Here is a 17,963-nt window from a genome sequence, read left to right on the forward strand (position 1 = left end):
CGGACCCGGACCCGGACCCGGACCCGGACCCGGACCCGGACCCGGACCCGGACCCGGATCGGATCGGATCGGATCGGATCGGAGGCGATGCGCGAATGTACGCGTGGGCACTGAATGCCGTGCGTGACGCATTCAATGTGACGATTTGCAAGAATTGTCGGTTCGATTATCTTCGCGCCGGGATTGCCATGTCTTCATCCATGACGACGCCGATACCGCGATTGCGGTAAATCGTGTACCGGTAATTGGGATGACCGGATGAGGTTGCAAAAAATGCCTGCCGAAAACACATATTGGCCATATCGGAATGCAATATTTCCCAGATATTGATTTCGGCGAGATGATCTGGCCCTGACAGGCGAGTTTGCCGATCAATCACTTCCATCATGGGTGGAAGGCCGTTGCCGGTGCGGTTCGCGCCCGGCCGCGCCGCGCGGGCGTCAGGGACCGTTTCCATCGTGCCGTTTGGCCCTGGTCAAGGGCGTTTTTCAACGAATCGACCGGGAAAATGCCATTCCGGTCAGCGGCCCAATTGCTTGACACTCATTTGAAATCGTGTGTGCATTGCGTGTCCTTCATTTGATAAGATGAGCCATCATTCTTCTGGCGGAATCCGGGCGCGACATGCACCAAACATGCGCGAACGCCGGGTCGGAACAGTCGGGCACGAAAGCGGGGCGAGGACCGTAGTCACGGCACGGCCGGAAGTCCGGAAACGCGATAGCGCGCCCGGGCATGCGGCCGGAACCATGCGCCTCCGTCTACACTTAGCGGTTTTTTTGGTCGGGGCTCGTCCATGGATGACGAAAACGATAGCGCGGTAATCGAGCTGCACTTCGGCACGCGCAGCCCGTGCTGGCGTCTGGGCAGCGACAGCAATGCGCTCGAGCTGGCCGCCGTGCGCGGCCTGACCAACATCAGTGTCGTGCTGGACTCCGAGCAGGCCGCGCGGATTCGCGCGCTCACCGGCGTGACCTCCCACCTCGTGCTCGAGATCGCGCTGTTCGGCCGCTCGATCAGCCTCCATCTCGTCGGCAAGAAACTCGGCACGACCGACTGGGCCGGCACCGCGTGCGCGTACTCGGACGCCGTGTCCGTCGCGGAGGATCTCGCGCACGGTCTCGCGTTCGCGGAGCAGGTGGTGTCCGAGGTCAATTCGCTCGTCGTGATCCTCGACCGCAACGGCGTGGTGCAGCGCTTCAACCGGCTGTGCGAGGAAGTCACCGGCAAGCGCGAGGTCGACGTGATCGGGCGCAGCGCATTCGACCTGTTCATGAGCCCGGACCAGGGCGCGCAATCGCGCAGCAACATCACCGGCTTCTTCGCGAGCAACAAGCCGTACTCGGTCGAGCGCTACATCAACACCGTCAATGGCCCGCGGCTCTTCGAGTTCCGCAACAAGTTCGTGCAGAGCGGCAGCGGCATCGACGAGCAGTTCCTGATCTGCTCGGGCATCGACATCACCGAGGAGCGCAACGCGCAGCATCGCCTCACCGAGCTCGCGAACACCGACGTGCTGACCGGTTTGCCGAACCGTCACGCAATCAGCGAACGGATCAAGACCGTGCTCGATGCCGACGGCGGCGACACGCTGCGCCAGGTCGGCATCCTGTTCCTCGATCTCGACAACTTCAAGCGCGTCAACGATCACTACGGCCATATCACCGGCGACCGGCTGCTGAAGGACGTGTCCGCGATCATCAGCGGCTGCCTGCCGGAAGGCGCGACGCTCGCGCGTCTCGGCGGCGACGAATTCCTCGTGCTGTTCGAGCACGGCTCGCGTCCGCTGCTGGAGGCGACCGCGCAGATCATTCTCGAGCGGCTGCGCACGCCGATCCATCTCGGGCTGATGGAGGTGTACACGAGCTGCTCGATCGGCATTGCGATGTATCCGCAGCACGGCGATACGCTCGAAACGCTGATCCGCAGCGCGGACACCGCGATGTACGTCGCGAAGGAAGCCGGCAAGCACACGTATCGCGTGTTCACGCTGGAGATGAACCAGAAGGTCGCGAAGTACATGTGGCTCGACACGAACCTGCGCAAGTCGCTCGAGGAGGAGCAGTTCGTGCTGCATTACCAGCCGGTCGTCGACATCGCGACCGGCGACGTGCACGGCGTCGAGGCACTCGTGCGCTGGCAGTCGCCGGACCGCGGGCTCGTCGCGCCGGTGGAGTTCATCGAGTTCGCCGAGGAGTCCGGCCTGATCGCGCCGCTCGGCCGTTGGGTGATGCGCACCGCGGCCGCGCAGGCCGCCGCATGGAAGGCGATGGGGCTCACGACGCGCATCGCGGTCAACGTGTCGGCGCGGCAATTGCAGGACATGAACGTCGTGCGCCAGTTCGCGATGATTCTCGAGGATGAGGGGCTGAAGCCGGGCCTCCTCGACATCGAGCTGACCGAGAGCTGCTTCATCGAGGATGAGGGCTCGGCGATCGGCCTGATCAAGCAGTTCCGCCAGCTCGGCGCGGAGATTCATCTCGACGATTTCGGCACCGGCTATTCGTCGCTGTCGCAGCTGTCGCGACTGCCGCTCGATTCGATCAAGCTCGACCGCAGTTTCATCACCGGCATCGACCGCAATCCGCGTTCGCAGGCGCTCGTGAGTTCCGTGGTGTCGCTCGCGCGGGCGCTGAATTTCTCGGTGGTCGCCGAAGGCGTCGAGACGCGCGCCGAGGCCGAGTTCCTCAAGCAGATCGACGTGGACCAGGCGCAGGGCTATTACTACGCGCGTCCGATGCCCGCGCACGCGTTCGAGGCGTGGCTCACGGAAAAAAGAAAGTTCAGGCTCATCGCCTGAACTTTCCGGTCATGCAGTGCCGTCAGGCTGCGACGGCCCGCATCAGGTCACCGTGCGCAGCTTCGACACGCGGCGGTTCTGCAGCATCACGAGGCGTTCCATGTACGCGAGGTCCTTCGTCTCGGTCGTGAACGCTGCGCGCACCCATTCCTCGGTGATGTCCATCAGCTCGGCGCGCGTGAGCGGGAACACGCGCTGACGCGCGCGCAGCATCGCGCGCACGCCGTTCAGCTTCGGCCGCAGCACGTCGATGAAGGTGCGCGTCGCGAGATACGCGTCGCCGGCTTCGAACGTCTCGTCGACGAGCCCGTGATCCTCATACCATTCGGCGACGTGCGGCTCGCCGCTTGCGATCAGCTCCTCCGCCACGCGCCGATGCGCCTTGCGCGCGACGAGCGAATAGCCGCCCATCCCCGGGAACAGGTTGAATGCGATCTCGGGGAAGCCGAGTTTCACGCCTTTCTGCGCGAGCACGTAGTGATGCGCGAGCGCGGCTTCGAAGCCGCCGCCGAGCGCGCTGCCCTCGACCATCGCGATCGAGACCGCACCGGTGCCGAAGCCCGAGTAGATCTCGTAGACGCCGTCGATGCACGAGCGCGCGTAGGCCATCAGCTGATCGCGCCTGCCGCTGCGGATCGCGTCGACGAAGAAGCTCAGGTCGCCGCCGACGTTGAACAGCTCGGGCACGAGCGAGCCCGTGACCCAGAAGTCGAACGTCAGCCCCGATTCGCGCGCGACGCGCGCGAGCTGGATGATCTCGGTGACGAGCTGCTGGTTGAAGCACGGCCTCGGTTCGGAGCGAAGCATCATCCACATGACGTTGCGGCCTTCTTCATAGAACGCCTTCAGTTGCGTCATTTCGCCTGCTTCGTAAAACGGCCGGCATGCAGGGTGTGATTGGAGTTGCATGGATGGGTCCTCGATTTCAAAGTGGTTTGCTTGGGTAAAACCGTCGCGCACCTGATCCATGCGAATGCAAAACGGCCGCATGGCCCCGGGTCGCGCGGCATCGCCATTGTTGCGCGCACAAACTCGGCCGATGGGTGGAATGGATCACCTGATTGCGCGGCCGGCGCACGCGTGGCGGACGCAATTTCCGGTGCGTGCGATCGTCACGGCACGCGAAATCGGTGCAATGCGGAAGGGCGTCAATCGGCGGATTTCGCGGAGAAATCGCGCGAATCGCAGTGACGCAAACGTTTCGTCGGTCGAATGGACGATGCGGCCCGGATGTCCACGCAGCGCGCGGGATCAGGCGTGAATGGCCGCGCGCGTTGCGGGCCGATGCAGGCATTTCGCACGAGAATTTTTTTGCGAAACCGGCAATGCCGGCGACGCCGCGGGATTCGCGTTACGACAGAATTACCGTGGGCCGCAATAGCGTGAACATGCGAATGGCGGGGTAATGCCGGATTCGACGCCTGCAATCGCATTCGCTGATTGGCAATGCACGGCAGATTTCGTTTGTCATGCAGACGAAACGTGCATTCGACGCAATGTGGAGCACACCCTGTGCATGTGGCGACATGCCGGGTGGGCGAAGTCGTTTCGATAGCGGATCGATTGCAGCGCTGACCCGCGTTGTCGGCCCGTGCGCGCTGACGCGGGGCGAGTTCGAGCTGCTCGCTGCGATAGTGCGGCAGCCGTCGCGGGTCTGGTCGAGCGACCAGCTGCTCGAACACACGCGCGGCTTCGGGATCGACGTGTACGACCGCACGACGGCGTGCTCGGCATGCGCGACACCCTGCGATCGGCCCGCGCATTGATCCGACGATAGGCGGCATTTGCGTTCATCGCTGCGCGCTGCGTCGTCACCGCCATGCACCACGCCGTTGCACAGTGCTGGCGTCCGCACCCGACCCCGTGCACCGAGTTGTGCTGTATCGCACCAATTTCATCCGCGCCGCGCGTGAAACCGGTGCGCCCGTTCGTACCGGCGCCGCGTCGCGTGGCGACTTGCAATAAGTGGCATGCCGTTTGCTTTTTGACTGCTTGACACGCAGGGCAACCTGTGCGCTCAGGGTCAGGGAGACATCGGAATGCGGAAGATGAAGCTGGTGATGGTCGGCAACGGGATGGCGGGCGTACGCACGCTCGAAGAGCTGTTCAAGCTGGCCCCTGATCTGTACGACGTCACGGTGTTCGGCGCCGAGCCGCATCCGAACTACAACCGGATCCTGCTGTCGCCGGTGCTGGCGGGCGAGCAGACGCTCGAGCAGATCGTGCTGAACGATTACGCGTGGTACGAGGAACATGGCGTCACGCTGCTCACCGGCAAGAAGGTCGTGAAGATCGACCGCGTGCGCCGGATCGTGATCGCCGACGACGGCACCGAGGCGCCGTACGACCGCCTGCTGCTCGCGACGGGCTCGAATCCGTTCATGCTGCCGATTCCGGGGATCAACCTCGACGGCGTGCTCGGCTATCGCGACATCGCCGATACGCAGGCGATGATCGACGCGTCGTCGCGCTACCGTCACGCGGCCGTGATCGGCGGCGGCCTGCTCGGCCTCGAAGCCGCGAACGGGCTGAAGGTGCGCGGGATGGACGTGACGGTCATTCACCTCGCGCCGACGCTGCTCGAACGCCAGCTCGACGCGACCGCGGGCGAGCTGCTGCGCCATTCGCTCGAGGCGCGCGGCCTGAAATTCCTGATGTCGAAGCAGACCGCCGCGCTGGAAGGCGATGGTGCGGCCGGCGGCGGCCGCGTGCGTGCGGTGCGCTTCGCCGATGGCGACACGCTCGAGGCCGACCTCGTCGTGATGGCGGTCGGCATCCGGCCGAACACCGAGCTTGCCGAAAGCGCGGGCCTTTACTGCAATCGCGGGATCGTCGTGAACGACACGATGCAGACCTACGATCCGCGCATCTACGCGGTCGGCGAATGCGTGAGCCATCGCGGGATCGCATACGGGCTCGTCGCGCCGCTGTTCGAGCAGGCGAAGGTTGCGGCCAACCATCTCGCGGAATTCGGCATCGGCCGCTATGCGGGCTCGGTCACGTCGACGAAGCTCAAGGTGACGGGCATCGACCTCTATTCCGCCGGCGATTTCCTCGGTGGCGACGGCACCGAGGACATCACGCTGTCCGATCCGCTCGCGGGCGTCTACGAGAAGATCGTCATCAAGGACGACAAGGTCGTCGGCGCATGCCTGTACGGCGACACCGCCGACGGCGCGTGGTACTTCAAGCTGCTGCGCGAGGGCCGCAACATCTCGGATATCCGCGACACGCTGATGTTCGGCGAAACGAGCCTCGGCGACACCGGGCACAGCGGCGCGACGCATGCGGTGACGATGGCCGACGACGCCGAAGTATGCGGCTGCAACGGCGTCTGCAAGGGCACGATCGTCGGTGCGATCAAGGAGAAGGGGCTCTTCACGCTGGAGGACGTGCGCAAGCATACGAAGGCGTCCGCGTCGTGCGGGTCGTGCACGGGCCTCGTCGAGCAGATCCTGATGTCGACGCTCGGCGGCGACTATTCGGCGTCGCCGAAGGCGAAGCCCGTGTGCGGCTGCACGGACCGTACGCATTCCGAAGTGCGTGCGGCGATCCGCGAGCACAAGCTTCTGTCGGTGCCGGCCGCGATGCACTTCCTCGAATGGCGCACGCCGAACGGCTGCGCGACGTGCCGCCCGGCGCTCAACTACTACTGCATCAGCACGTGGCCGCACGAAGCGAAGGACGATCCGCAGTCGCGCTTCATCAACGAGCGCGCGCACGCGAACATCCAGAAGGACGGCACCTATTCGGTCGTGCCGCGCATGTGGGGCGGCGTGACGACCGCGGACGAGCTGCGCCGCATCGCCGACGTCGTCGACAAGTACGCGATTCCGACCGTGAAGGTCACGGGCGGGCAGCGCATCGACCTGCTCGGCGTGAAGAAGGAAGACCTGCCGGGCGTCTGGAAGGATCTCGGGATGCCGAGCGGGCACGCATACGCGAAGGCGCTGCGCACGGTGAAGACGTGCGTCGGCTCCGAATGGTGCCGCTTCGGCACGCAGGACTCGACGCTGATGGGCCAGCAGCTCGAACGCGCGCTGTGGCGGATGTATGCGCCGCACAAGGTCAAGCTCGCGGTGTCGGGCTGCCCGCGAAGGCGCGCGTGCTCGACGACGCCGACAACCGCCGCGCGCTGTGGGAACGCCTGCAGTTCGCGCTGAAGGACGAACCCGACCCGTGGCACGACACCGAGGATGCGCAGGTCGACCTGCGCCAGTTCACTCCGATCGCGGTCGAACCGGCCGGCCACTGATGCCGGTGCAACTAGGGTCTGTTTACATATGGAACGTACATGCGAATGCCCGAAATCGCTCGCAGGGCAAGAAGTGAGGAGCGCCGTTTGGCCGAGCCAAACAAGCGACGAGCGACGCCGCCATGCGGGCGATTTCGGGCATTCCCGTGGAATGAATTTTCAATTTGGGGTTGCCACGAGAACGGCCGCTCGCCGCGTTGCGCTCCTTGGCGATAGGTCCAGTATTCGCGGCGTCGCGCGCCTCGCGAGCGGCCGTTCTCGTGGCAACGCATGTACGTTCCATATGTAAACAGACCCTAGGAAACCACACGATGTCCACTCTCGAACCCGACTGGATCGCGGTCTGCCGGATCGACGACATTCCCCCGCTCGGCGCGCGTGTCGTCAAGCGGGTCGAGGGCGCGCCCGTCGCGCTGTTCCGCACCGCGGGCGACCGAGTGTTCGCGCTGCTCGACCGCTGCCCGCATCGCGGCGGCCCGCTGTCGCAGGGGATCGTGCACGGCGAACAGGTGACCTGCCCGCTGCACGGCTTCAACGTCGCGTTCGGCAACGGCTGCGCGCTGCCGCCCGACGACGGCTGCACGCCGGTGTTCAGCGTCGCATGCGACGGCGGCGCGGTGCTGATGAAGCGCAGCGAACTCGCGTCGCTCGCCGTGGGTGACGATGCGCCCGGCGCGCCCGCGTGCGCCGAACCGGGGCACGTTGCATGACAGAAGCGGCAGCGACGCAAGACAGGCCGGATCTGCAGGAAACCCGTTCGACGTGCTGCTATTGCGGCGTCGGCTGCGGCGTGATCATCCAGACGCACGCCGACGCCGCGACGGCCGGCAAACGATCGTCGGCGTGCGCGGCGACCCCGATCATCCGGCGAACTTCGGCCGGCTGTGCTCGAAGGGCAGCACGCTGCACCTGACGGCTGCGCCCGAGCGCTATGCGCAGACGCGCGCGGCGCATCCCGAGCTGCGGCTGTCGCGCGATGCGGTGCGCACGCGCGTGTCGTGGGACGACGCGCTCGACCACGTCGCGGCGCGCTTCGCGCGCATCGTCGAGCAGCACGGCCGCGATGCGGTCGGCATCTACATTTCGGGCCAGTTGCTGACCGAGGACTATTACGTCTTCAACAAGCTCGCGAAAGGGCTGATCGGCACCAACAACATCGATTCGAATTCGCGGCTCTGCATGAGCTCGGCCGTCGTCGGCTACAAGAAGTCGCTCGGCGCGGATGCGCCGCCGTGCAGCTACGACGATCTCGATCATGCAGGCACGGTGCTGATCGCCGGTGCGAACCCGGCGTTCGCGCATCCGATCCTGTACCGCCGGCTCGAGGCCGCGCGCGAGCGCAATCCGGCGATGAAGGTGATCGTCGCTGATCCGCGCCGCACCGATTCCGCGAGCGACGCGACGCTGCACCTCGCGCTGCAGCCCGGCACCGACGTCGCGCTGTTCAACGCGATGCTGCACGTGCTGGTGTGGGACGGCGCGGTCGATCGCGCATTCATCGACACGCACACGAATGGCTTCGACGCGGTGCGCGACAGCGTGCGCGAATGGTCGCCGGCCGGCTGCGCGACCAGTGGCACGGTTGCAGCCGCACGGGCAGCGTGCCGAAACTCTTTGCGCACGCGCCGGCGCCGACCGTCGACCTGAATCCTGGCGACTGCGCGCGACTCGGCATCGGCCCGCACGATTTCGTGCACCTGACCTCACGCCGCGGCAGCATGCTGCTGCCCGCGCGCGCCGACGACGCGATCGCGCCGGGCCAGGCGTTCACGCCGATGCACTGGGGCGACGAATTCGTGTCCGGAGTGGCGGGAAACCGCGTCGGCGCGGGCGTGAACACGGTGACGTCGCCCGCGCTCGATCCGTCGTCGCGCCAGCCGGAACTGAAGCATGCGGCGATCAAGCTGCTGAAGGCCGACCTGCCGTGGCGCTGGCTGATCGCCGCGCGCCTGCCGGCCGACGCGCTGCTCGCGCGGCAGCGGCAATTGCGCGCGCTGTTCGCGCGGTTTCCGTATGCGAGCTGCGTGCCGTTCGGCACCGACGCGTACAGCGGGCTCGCGTGGCGTGCGGCTGCTTACGAGCCGGCGCCGGCCGAACTGCAGCGCGAGATCGAGGCACTGCTCGGCCTGCCCGAGCATGCGGCCGACGTGATGAGCTATGGCGACGCACGGCGCGGCACGGGCCGCCGTGTACGCGTCGTCGACGGCGTGCTGACCGCGTTCTCGGTGTCGGGCGCCGCCGGCGCGACCGAGGACAGCGCCGCCGTATTGCGCGACTACGTCGACAGCGGCGCCGGCGTGGGTGCGATCGGCCGGATGCTGCTGTTCGCGGGGCGCGTGCCGCTGCAGGCCGCGCCCGCGCGCGGCCGTGCGGTGTGCAACTGCGTCGGCGTCAGCGAGCGCGACATCCGGACCGCGCTCGCGGCCTGTCCGGCGGCTGCGACGCCGGCGGAGCGGCTCGCGGGGCTGCAGACGCAGCTCAAGTGCGGGACGCAGTGCAGTTCGTGCGTGCCCGAGCTGCGGCGCATGATCGCCGAGACCGCCGTCGCGGCGGCGCCTGCCGCGACGTGACCGATGCGCGCCCGCCGGCGCGCACGCCCTTCCTTTGGCATGCGAACGGCCCACCCGGCGGCGGGTTTCAGGCGCGCGCGCCGTCGTGCGCCTGACCGATGCGTCCGCATCTTCCTGCGCTGTGTCATCGCCGCGTCACATCGCATCCGAACGATGCGATGCACCGTGATGCGTGACCGATCGGGTTGTAGCCGTGCTGTCTGATTCGTGTCGGAGTTTTGAAAGCAGGCCTCGCATACTCGACACGACACTATGGAATATGCCGACTGGCAGCCGTCCCGGAACTCATTTACCTTTTATCGATGTGACGCCGGCGCATCGCGCGATCGGGAGGGGACCATGACCGCACTCCAGAAGGTGTGGCAGCTGCTCGTCGGAAAGCCGCTCGACCCGATGGATCCGCGCACGCGCCATGCGATCGCGGTGACGCCGCTGCTCGCGTGGGTCGGGCTCGGCGCCGACGGCCTGTCGTCGTCGTGCTACGGCCCGGAAGAAGCGTTCCTCGCGCTCGGCCAGCACCACCCGCTCGCGCTGTTCCTCGCGCTCGCGACCGCCGCGACGGTCTTCATCATCGCGCTCGGCTACAACCAGGTGATCGAACTGTTCCCGACGGGCGGCGGCGGCTACCGCGTCGCGACCGCGCTGCTCGGCCCGAAGCCCGGGCTCGTGTCCGGCGCGGCGCTGCTGGTCGACTACGTGCTGACCGTCGCAACGTCGCTCGCGAGCGGCGTCGACGCGTTCTTCAGCCTGCTGCCGGTGAGCGCGCAGGCGTTCAAGCTGACGACCGAGATCGTGCTGATCCTGCTGATGACGGGGCTCAATTTCCGCGGCATGCGCGAATCGATCATGGTGCTGCTGCCGATCTTCCTCGGCTTCGTCGTGCTGCACTTCGTGCTGATCGTCTACGGCGTCGCGGTGCATGGCGACCATCTCGTGTCGGTCGTGCCGGACGCGGTGCGCGAGGCGCACGGGATGTCGCAGTCGCTCGGCACGTTCGTGATGCTCGCACTGCTGATGCGCGCGTTCTCGCTCGGCGGCGGTACGTATACGGGCCTCGAGGCGGTGTCGAACAACGTGAACATGCTCGCGGAACCGCGCGTGCCGAGCGGCAAGGTGACGATGTGGTACATGGCGACGTCGCTCGCATTCACCGCGGGCGGGATCATCCTGCTGTACATGCTGTGGCACGCGAAGCCGGTCGAAGGGCAGACGCTGAACGCGGTCGTGTTCGGCAGCGTGATCGACCATCTGGGCCTCGGCTCGTCGTTCGCGCGGAACGCGCTGCTCGCGGCCGTGCTCGCGTTCGAGGCGGGGCTGCTGCTGGTCGGCGCGCAGACCGGCTTTCTCGACGGTCCGGCGGTGCTGTCGAACATGGCGTCCGACTCGTGGGTGCCGCGCCACTTCCGCGATCTGTCGACGCGGCTCGTGCGGCAGAACGGGATCATCGTCGTCGGCCTGTCGAGCCTGCTGATCCTGCTGTGGACGCACGGCAACGTCGACGTGCTGGTCGTGCTGTACAGCATCAACGTGTTCCTCACGTTCAGCATGTCGCTGCTCGGCATGAGCACCTACTGGTGGCGCCAGCGCCGCGAGGACAGCAACTGGTACAAGCATTTCTTCCTGACCGCGCTCGGGCTGGTCGTGACGTCGACCGTGCTCGTGATCACGCTGATCGAGAAGTTCACGGCCGGCGGCTGGCTGACGGTGCTGGTGACGAGCGCGGTGATCGCGCTGTGCTTCATGATCAACCGCCACTACGCGTACACGCGCGCGCAGCTCGCGAAGGAGGACGCGCTGTTCTCCGGCGCGCCGCCGATCGTCGACGAGGCGAAGGCGCCGGGCAAGCCCGATCCGTCGCAGCCGACTGCGGTGCTGCTGGTCGGCAAGCATCGCGGCGCGAGCATGCATGCGTTGCTGTGGGTCAACCGGCTGTTTCCCGGGCATTTCCGCAACGTGATCTTCCTCGCGGTCGGCGAAGTCGACGCGAAGGCGTACGACGGGCACGAGCACCTCGAACGGCTGCGGCACACGATCACCGAGGCGCTCGACTACTACGTCGCGCATTGCCGGCGCAACGGCATCGCGGCCGATTACCGGATCGCGTTCGGCACGAATCCGGTGATCGAATTCATGAACCTCACGTCCGCGACGCTCGAGGAATTTCCGAACAGCGTGTGCTTCGCGAGCAAGCTGATCTTCCGGCGCGTGAATTTCCTGACGGCGTGGCTGCACAACCAGACGCCGGTCGAACTGCAGGCACGCCTGCATGTGGAAGGCAAGCAGATGGTGCTGTTGCCGATGAACGTCGGGTAGCGGGTTGGCTGCACTTTCGCCGCCGAATCCGTGCAGACGTCGCGTAGCCGGTGCGAGATCGGCATGATGCCGATGACCGGCTCACGGATGACGATGCGTGCGCGAGCGATGCGGCCGCCGCACGGGCTTGTGGTGCAGCCGGTTGCGCAGCCTGTCGCGACCTTGCCGTTGCGCGAAGAACAGCAGCGCCAGCGCCAGGATCGCGAGAAGCACGACGGTCTGCACGATGCCGTGTTCCATGTTGCCTCCGGCAGGAATGGCTGAGAACCGGCGATGCGTATGCGGCAAGCGCGCGGCATGGCGGCCGGGGTCAGCCCGCCGGCATCAAGGTGCCGGCGAGTGTCGTATCGATGAAGCGCTTGGCCAGCGCAATCGAGATCTTCAGCGCGTCCGTGTCGCTGCGGAACACATGGTGTTTCGGATCGAGCAGATGCGCTTCGTGACGCCCGCCGGCATCGCGCCAGCGGACGACGGCCAGCGGCTGGTACAGCGCCCCGAGTTCGAGGCCTTCGCCTGCCACCGGATCGATCAGCGCGCTCGCGCAGATCTCGCAGTGTTGATAAACCAAGCGTAACGGTGCTTCCATTTTAGGTGCTCCTGCACGGTGCGGCGGCAATGGCGGTGCGCCGACGGTGCCAACACGCGTGCTGGCGCCGGGCGATCGATGGGCGATCGATGGGCGATCGACGGACGCTTTCGTCGGAAGAATCGGAGCGGTGCCGTGCGGCCCGACCGATCGGGATCTCGCGTCGTGCAGGCCATGCCACGCCACAGAAAATGCGGCCACGACGCGATTCGCGTCACGTCATCATCGGCATCGCTTCGATCAACGCGATGCCGATCAGCGCGCCGATCGCGGCGCCGACCAGCTTCGGATGCCAGCGTTCCAGATGCAGCGCTGTCAGCAGCGCGCCGAACAGGATCACGCCCAGCAGCGCGAACGCGATGACCAGGTAGCCGATTTCGAAGTCGTTGTTGATGATCATGACGCCTCCTTGCCCGCTTCGGACGTGTCGTTTCCGACGATCCATCGGGCGTGTACGGTGAGCGAGGCCTGTTCGAATTATATATCACAACGTGATATAAATCGCGACACCGGGCAATCCCGCGGTCGTGCCGCGCGGCAATTTCGGGCCGACCGAACCGACGATCCGGCACGTGCGGGCGTCGCTTGACGGGTGCGGGTGCGTCACCCACACTGGTCTGAACGGGGACGGTATGGCGCGGTTCCCATGCATGGCACGGCAACGCGCGTACGGCGGCGTCCCGCATGGCATGGCGATTCGAACCGCGCGAAGAGGATCGATGTGGCGCGTTTTAATTTCAGACTGATCGGGTGCGCGCTGGCATGCGCGGCGGCGTGCTGCGCAAGCGCGTCCGCGGCACCGCCCGGCGCCGATACCGATGCCGATGCCAAAATCAGCGACGCAGCGCCGACCACGCTCGAAAGCGACGTCCACGTGTTCGTGATCCAGCGCGACGGCTCGCTCGACGAGCACGACGATGCGACGCTGCGCGCGAACACCGCGAACGGGATCGACGCGATCGCACAGCGCTACGTGTGGTACGACAAGGATCTCGAGAAGGTCGACCTCACCGCGGCCGAGACGATCGATCCGGACGGCGTCGCGCATCCGGTCGGCCCCGACGCGATCCGCGACGTGCAGGAGCCGCGCTCCGCCAGCGCGCCGACGTTCCAGGACGGCGTGCTGCGCACCGTCGTGTTCCCGGGCGTCGAGGCCGGGTCGCGCACGCGCGTCGCGTTTCACAAGGTGCGCACGAAGCCGCTCAATCCCGGCTATTTCGGCTACTTCGTCGAGCCGTCGCGCGAGCCGGTCGACCGCCAGCGGCTGATCTTCGACCTGCCCGCCGACCTGCCGCTCCATGCGGATGCGCGCGGCTACGTCGCGCTGCCGCCGGTGACCGCGAACGGCCGCACGCGCTACGAATTCGACTACCGGCACGGCCCGTATCCGCGCATCGAGAGCGGCGCGGTCGGGTATCCGACCGACGGCGACCGGCTGATGGTCTCGACGCTGCCCGACTATGCGTCGTTCGCCGCACGCTACCGGCGCGAGGCGGCCGACCCGACCGTGCAGGATCCCGCCGTCGTGCAGCTCGCGCAGGCGCTCACCGCGAACGTGCGCGACCCGGGCGATCCTCACGAAAAGGCGCGCATCCTGTACGACTGGGTGCATGCGAACGTGCGCTATGTTGCGCTGTTTCTCGGCGAGACCGCGGCTGCGCCGCATCGCGTGATCGACATCCTGCGCAACCGCTATGGCGACTGCAAGGATCACGTCGCGCTGTTCGACGCGCTGCTGGCCGCGGTCGGCATCCGCAGCGAGCCGGTGCTGCTGAATCTCGGCGCCGTCTATACGCTGCCGTCGGTGCCCGGTTACGGCGGCGGCGCGGTCAATCACGCGATCACATGGCTGCCGGACCTCGGGCTGTATGCCGACACGACGACGGCCGGCATCGCGTTCGGCTATTTGCCGCCGATCGTGATGGACCGGCCGGCGCTGCTGGTGGATACGGGCGTGCTGTCGCGCACGCCGGCGACGCAGCCGCGCACGCGCGCCGCGCGCCTGCTGATCGACGCGTCGCAGATCGATGCGCAGCGCTACCAGTCGTACGTCGAGGACGGCGGCTGGACCGCCGAGCTCGAACGCAGCGTGTTTCGCCGGGCGACGCACGACCAGGTGCGGCAGCTCGCTGCCGAGCGCTTGCGGCTGAGCGGGCTGCGCGGCACGGCGCAGCTCGTCACGACCGATCGCGCGGCGACGGACGGGCCGTTCGGCGTGACGATGACGGGCACGCTCGACCACGTCGTGTGGCCGGACGGCACGACCGCGGTGCCCGCGCTGTCGAGCCTGACGGGCGGCATCGCGACCCAGGTGCAAGGCTGGCTCGCGGAGCCGGTGCGCACGCAGTCGTGGGTGTGCATCGGCGGCGAGTTCAGCGAGACGGCCCAGATCGCGCTGCCGGACGATGTCGCCGTGACCGATGTGCCGGCCGATGCGGCGGTGCGCGACCGCTTCGTCGAGTTCGCGTCACACTATGTGTTCGACGCGCGTGCGAACGTCGTGCAGATCACGCGGCGGCTGCGTGCGCGTTTCGGTGGGCAGTTGTGCTCGCCGGAAGATTACGCGGCGATGCGCGCGTCCCTCGAACGGATCGAGCGGGATACGCAGGCGCAGATCGTCGTGAGGGCGAAGGCCGGCCGGGTGCCGGCCTGACATGGATGCGCCCGTCCAGGCGGGCGGGTGCGCAGGAGGTGAATCATGACCGAACGTGACTACGAGATCGGCGATCTCGCGAAGGAACTGCTGTGCCGGATCGTACAGGGCACCCTGGCGGCTGGCGGGACGGTGGATGCGGAACGGAGCGTGGATCTGGCCGTGCAGTGCGCGACGACGCTGATCGACAAGCTCGAGGAAAGCTCGCACTGAGCGTCAGCGTGCAACACGCGCGCAGGCGGCGGGTGTCATGAGCGACGGGTGCGATGCCGGCCCGATTCAGGCAACGGCATCCGCAGCCTTCCGAGAGCCGGACCATGTGCCGCATCATTCGGCGGCGTGCCGGTTGCGTGGCCCACTTGGGTTACGCGCACGGTGCCCGACGAGGCAGAGCGCGGGCGGCCTGATCGTCGCGGCGGTGCAGCTCGCAATCGCAGCGCGCTTCAATGATGTCCCGCCACCGCCTGCGGCTATGCGTCGCCGCTGTCATGCCGAAGCGGCGCGCTCTTCAAAACCAGCGCCATCAACTGCCGCCGCGACTCGACGCCGAGCTTCGCGAACGCCCGCTTCGCATACGTATCGACCGTCGACGGCTTGAGCCCCATCGATTGCGCGATCGCCGGCGTCGTCATGCCCTGGATGAACGACGAGCATACGTGCATCTCGCGCGACGTCAGCTTGCCTTGCGAATTCGGCAGCCACTGCGCGAGCAGGCTGTTGTCCGACATGTCCTGGCCGCCGTCTTCGAGCGAGATCGCGCCGAGCAGGCGCTTGTGCGCCGCGGCCAGCGGCAGCACCACGTGCGCGAGCTGCTTCAGCAGGCTCAATTCCTTCAGCGAGAACGGCGGCAGGCGCCGCGAGCGCGCCATTGAAATCGAATAGCGCGTGCCGTTCGTCACGCCCGCCACCACGCATTCGTCGTGGATGTCCCCGATATCGAAGAACTGCTGGCGCAGTTCGCGCGTGACCTTCTGTGCGGAGACCTGGAGCAGTTGCACGTCGCGCTCGCCGCCGATGCTGTCATACGTCGCGTCCTCGCTCGCGTAGCTGCGGTAGTAGTGGCGCATCACCTGTGACACGAGCTCGGGCTCGCGGCCGAAACTCCCGATCCACCCGACGCTGCGCTGCCCGGATGGCGCGAGCTTTCCGGCAAGCCTTCCGGCGAGCCTTCCGGCAAGCCGTTCGTAATCGAGATGCACGGCGTCGAAATCCGCATAGCGCACGAGGCTTTCGTACACGGCCTGCATGAACTGCGGCGTGCCGACCGTCTGCGCGACGTCGCCGAGCGTCTCCGTCACGAACGCGACCTGACTGAGCTGGAGATCGGGGGAGGGGAGCGCGGCATTCATGACGTCGGTATTGGCGAGGTTCGGGTGGCGCTACAGGTATCACGAAAATTTTCGCGTGCCTACACGGGAATCCACCCAAACGGCCGTCGGCGACGACGGCGTTTGTCCTTCCTTTCCGGGACAGACGGTGCGGACCGCGATCCCTAAAGTACCTCCCACGCTGACACCACATGACGACCTTGCCTGCCGGCCGACTCCGTATCGGCCGGCGCAGCCGGTTCACCTCACAGGAGATTTCCCATGCGTGCCCGTCTTCGCCGCTGCGCGGTCATCCGCACCATGCTCGCCACTTCTGCCGGCCTCGCGTTCGCGGCGAGCCAGCCCGTCCACGCCGGCGACGCCAGCCTGAACGTCTACAACTGGTCGCAGTACATCGCCAACGACACGGTGCCGATCTTCCAGAAGCAGACCGGCATCAAGGTCCGCTACGACAGCTACGACAGCGACGACACGCTGCAGACCAAGCTGCTCGCCGGCAGCTCGGGCTACGACATCGTCGTGCCGACGTCGAACTATCTCGCGCAGCAGATCCAGGCCGGCGTGTACCAGAAGCTCGACAAGTCGAAGATTCCGAACCTCGCGAACCTCGACCCGGTGCTGATGAAGATGCTCGCGAAGTCCGATCCGGGCAACCAGTACGGCGTGCCGTGGGCATGGGGCACGACCGGGGTTGCCTACAACGTCGAGGCGATCAGGAAACGGCTCGGCGACAAGGCGCCGACCGACAGCTGGGCGCTGCTGTTCGATCCGGAGAACGTGTCGAAGCTGAAGGGCTGCGGCGTGTCGCTGCTCGATGCGCCGGATGCGGCGTTCGCGGCCGCGCTGCAGTACCTGGGCAAGGATCCGAACAGCAAGAACCCGGCCGACTACCAGGCCGCGTACGACGTGCTGAAGAAGATTCGCCCGTACGTCACGCAGTTCAGCTCGGCGGGCTACGGCGACGATCTCGCGAACAACGACGTGTGCGTGGCGCTCGGCTGGTCGGGCGACGTCAGCATCGCGCGGCGGCGCGCACAGGATGCGAAGCGTGCGTACGAGATCCGGTACGTGAATCCGAAGGAAGGCGGCCTGCTGTGGTTCGACGTGATGGCGATCCCGAAGGATGCCCCGAATCCGGAGGCGGCGCTGAAATGGATCAACTACATCGAGGAGCCGAAGACCAACGCGGCCATCACGAACGAAATCTTCTATCCGACCGGGAACAAGGCGGCGCGTGCGTTCGTGACGCCGGCGATTGCGCAGGATCCGGGCGTCTACCTGTCCGACAGCGTGATCGCGAAGCTGGCGCTCGCGATGCCGAGAAGCGCCGAGATCGCGCGGATGCAGAACCGTCTGTGGCTGCAGTTGAAGTCGGGCGGTTGAGGGAGCCGGTCATGACCCACACCATGCTCGATGCGCCGGCTGTGGCCGGCGCCCGCCACGGCGACCGCGGTGCGC

Annotated in this window: 13 protein-coding genes and 3 pseudogenes; 10 read left to right on the forward strand and 6 right to left on the reverse strand. The window is 66.6% G+C overall.

The annotated features are described in order from the left end of the window. Positions 1-166 precede the first annotated feature (166 nt). Positions 167-457: a hypothetical protein gene (locus ACV22Z_RS35325; RefSeq protein ID WP_448080878.1), complete on the reverse strand. Its 291-nt coding sequence runs from the start codon at positions 455-457 to the stop codon at positions 167-169. A gap of 339 nt (positions 458-796) precedes the next feature. On the opposite strand from ACV22Z_RS35325, the gene pdeR reads away from it, so the two are divergent. Further along, positions 797-2,800, forward strand: a complete 2,004-nt coding sequence (pdeR, locus tag ACV22Z_RS35330) for a cyclic di-GMP phosphodiesterase (RefSeq protein WP_448080879.1) — start codon at positions 797-799, stop codon at positions 2,798-2,800. Between the two features lie 42 nt (positions 2,801-2,842). Here pdeR and ACV22Z_RS35335 read toward each other — a convergent pair whose 3' ends face one another. Beyond that, positions 2,843-3,709: a crotonase/enoyl-CoA hydratase family protein gene (locus tag ACV22Z_RS35335; protein ID WP_448080880.1), complete on the reverse strand. Its 867-nt coding sequence runs from the start codon at positions 3,707-3,709 to the stop codon at positions 2,843-2,845. Positions 3,710-4,326: 617 nt separating this feature from the next. On the opposite strand from ACV22Z_RS35335, the gene ACV22Z_RS35340 reads away from it, so the two are divergent. The 6 genes and pseudogenes from ACV22Z_RS35340 to ACV22Z_RS35365 all read left to right on the forward strand — a co-directional run bounded on the left by ACV22Z_RS35340 (position 4,327) and on the right by ACV22Z_RS35365 (position 11,938). Next, positions 4,327-4,566 carry a winged helix-turn-helix domain-containing protein gene (locus ACV22Z_RS35340; RefSeq protein WP_448080881.1) on the forward strand — a complete coding sequence of 80 codons (240 nt, stop codon included), beginning with the start codon at positions 4,327-4,329 and terminating at the stop codon, positions 4,564-4,566. Positions 4,567-4,839: 273 nt separating this feature from the next. After that, a pseudogene (gene nirB / locus ACV22Z_RS35345) lies at positions 4,840-7,055 on the forward strand (nitrite reductase large subunit NirB). Between the two features lie 311 nt (positions 7,056-7,366). After that, the gene (locus tag ACV22Z_RS35350; protein ID WP_448080882.1) at positions 7,367-7,765 is read left to right on the forward strand and encodes a nitrite reductase (NAD(P)H) small subunit; all 399 of its coding nucleotides are present in this window, start codon (positions 7,367-7,369) and stop codon (positions 7,763-7,765) included. After that, positions 7,762-7,836, forward strand: a pseudogene (locus tag ACV22Z_RS35355) (hypothetical protein); the annotation flags it as partial. The gene ACV22Z_RS35350 and the pseudogene ACV22Z_RS35355, both read left to right, overlap by 4 nt. A gap of 224 nt (positions 7,837-8,060) precedes the next feature. Then, positions 8,061-9,625, forward strand: a pseudogene (locus tag ACV22Z_RS35360) (molybdopterin-dependent oxidoreductase); the annotation flags it as partial. A 339-nt stretch (positions 9,626-9,964) separates the two neighbouring features. Further along, complete coding sequence (locus tag ACV22Z_RS35365; RefSeq protein ID WP_448080883.1) at positions 9,965-11,938, forward strand: APC family permease; 1,974 nt, start codon at positions 9,965-9,967, stop codon at positions 11,936-11,938. Between the two features lie 81 nt (positions 11,939-12,019). On the opposite strand, the gene ACV22Z_RS35370 is transcribed toward ACV22Z_RS35365, so the two are convergent. The 3 genes from ACV22Z_RS35370 to ACV22Z_RS35380 form a co-directional block, all read right to left on the reverse strand. Continuing rightward, entirely contained in the window at positions 12,020-12,178 is a 159-nt protein-coding gene (locus tag ACV22Z_RS35370) for a hypothetical protein (protein WP_448080884.1), read from the reverse strand. 70 nt (positions 12,179-12,248) lie between these two features. Continuing rightward, positions 12,249-12,524, reverse strand: a complete 276-nt coding sequence (locus ACV22Z_RS35375) for a hypothetical protein (RefSeq protein WP_448080885.1) — start codon at positions 12,522-12,524, stop codon at positions 12,249-12,251. A gap of 214 nt (positions 12,525-12,738) precedes the next feature. Continuing rightward, entirely contained in the window at positions 12,739-12,924 is a 186-nt protein-coding gene (locus tag ACV22Z_RS35380; protein WP_448080886.1) for a hypothetical protein, read from the reverse strand. A gap of 321 nt (positions 12,925-13,245) precedes the next feature. Here ACV22Z_RS35380 and ACV22Z_RS35385 point away from each other — a divergent pair, with 321 nt between their 5' ends. Then, the gene (locus ACV22Z_RS35385; protein ID WP_448080887.1) at positions 13,246-15,177 is read left to right on the forward strand and encodes a DUF3857 domain-containing transglutaminase family protein; all 1,932 of its coding nucleotides are present in this window, start codon (positions 13,246-13,248) and stop codon (positions 15,175-15,177) included. Between the two features lie 45 nt (positions 15,178-15,222). Continuing rightward, positions 15,223-15,390: a hypothetical protein gene (locus tag ACV22Z_RS35390; protein ID WP_448080888.1), complete on the forward strand. Its 168-nt coding sequence runs from the start codon at positions 15,223-15,225 to the stop codon at positions 15,388-15,390. A 257-nt stretch (positions 15,391-15,647) separates the two neighbouring features. Here the strand turns inward: ACV22Z_RS35390 and ACV22Z_RS35395 are convergent, their stop codons facing one another. After that, positions 15,648-16,526, reverse strand: coding sequence for a helix-turn-helix transcriptional regulator (locus ACV22Z_RS35395; RefSeq protein WP_448080889.1), 879 nt, complete (start codon positions 16,524-16,526; stop codon positions 15,648-15,650). Between the two features lie 240 nt (positions 16,527-16,766). Here ACV22Z_RS35395 and ACV22Z_RS35400 point away from each other — a divergent pair, with 240 nt between their 5' ends. Then, a complete protein-coding gene (locus ACV22Z_RS35400) occupies positions 16,767-17,888 on the forward strand; it encodes a polyamine ABC transporter substrate-binding protein (RefSeq protein WP_448080890.1) in 1,122 nt (373 codons plus the stop codon). The last annotated feature ends 75 nt before the right edge of the window (positions 17,889-17,963 follow it).

The sequence above is a fragment of the Burkholderia sp. PU8-34 genome (assembly GCF_053427725.1).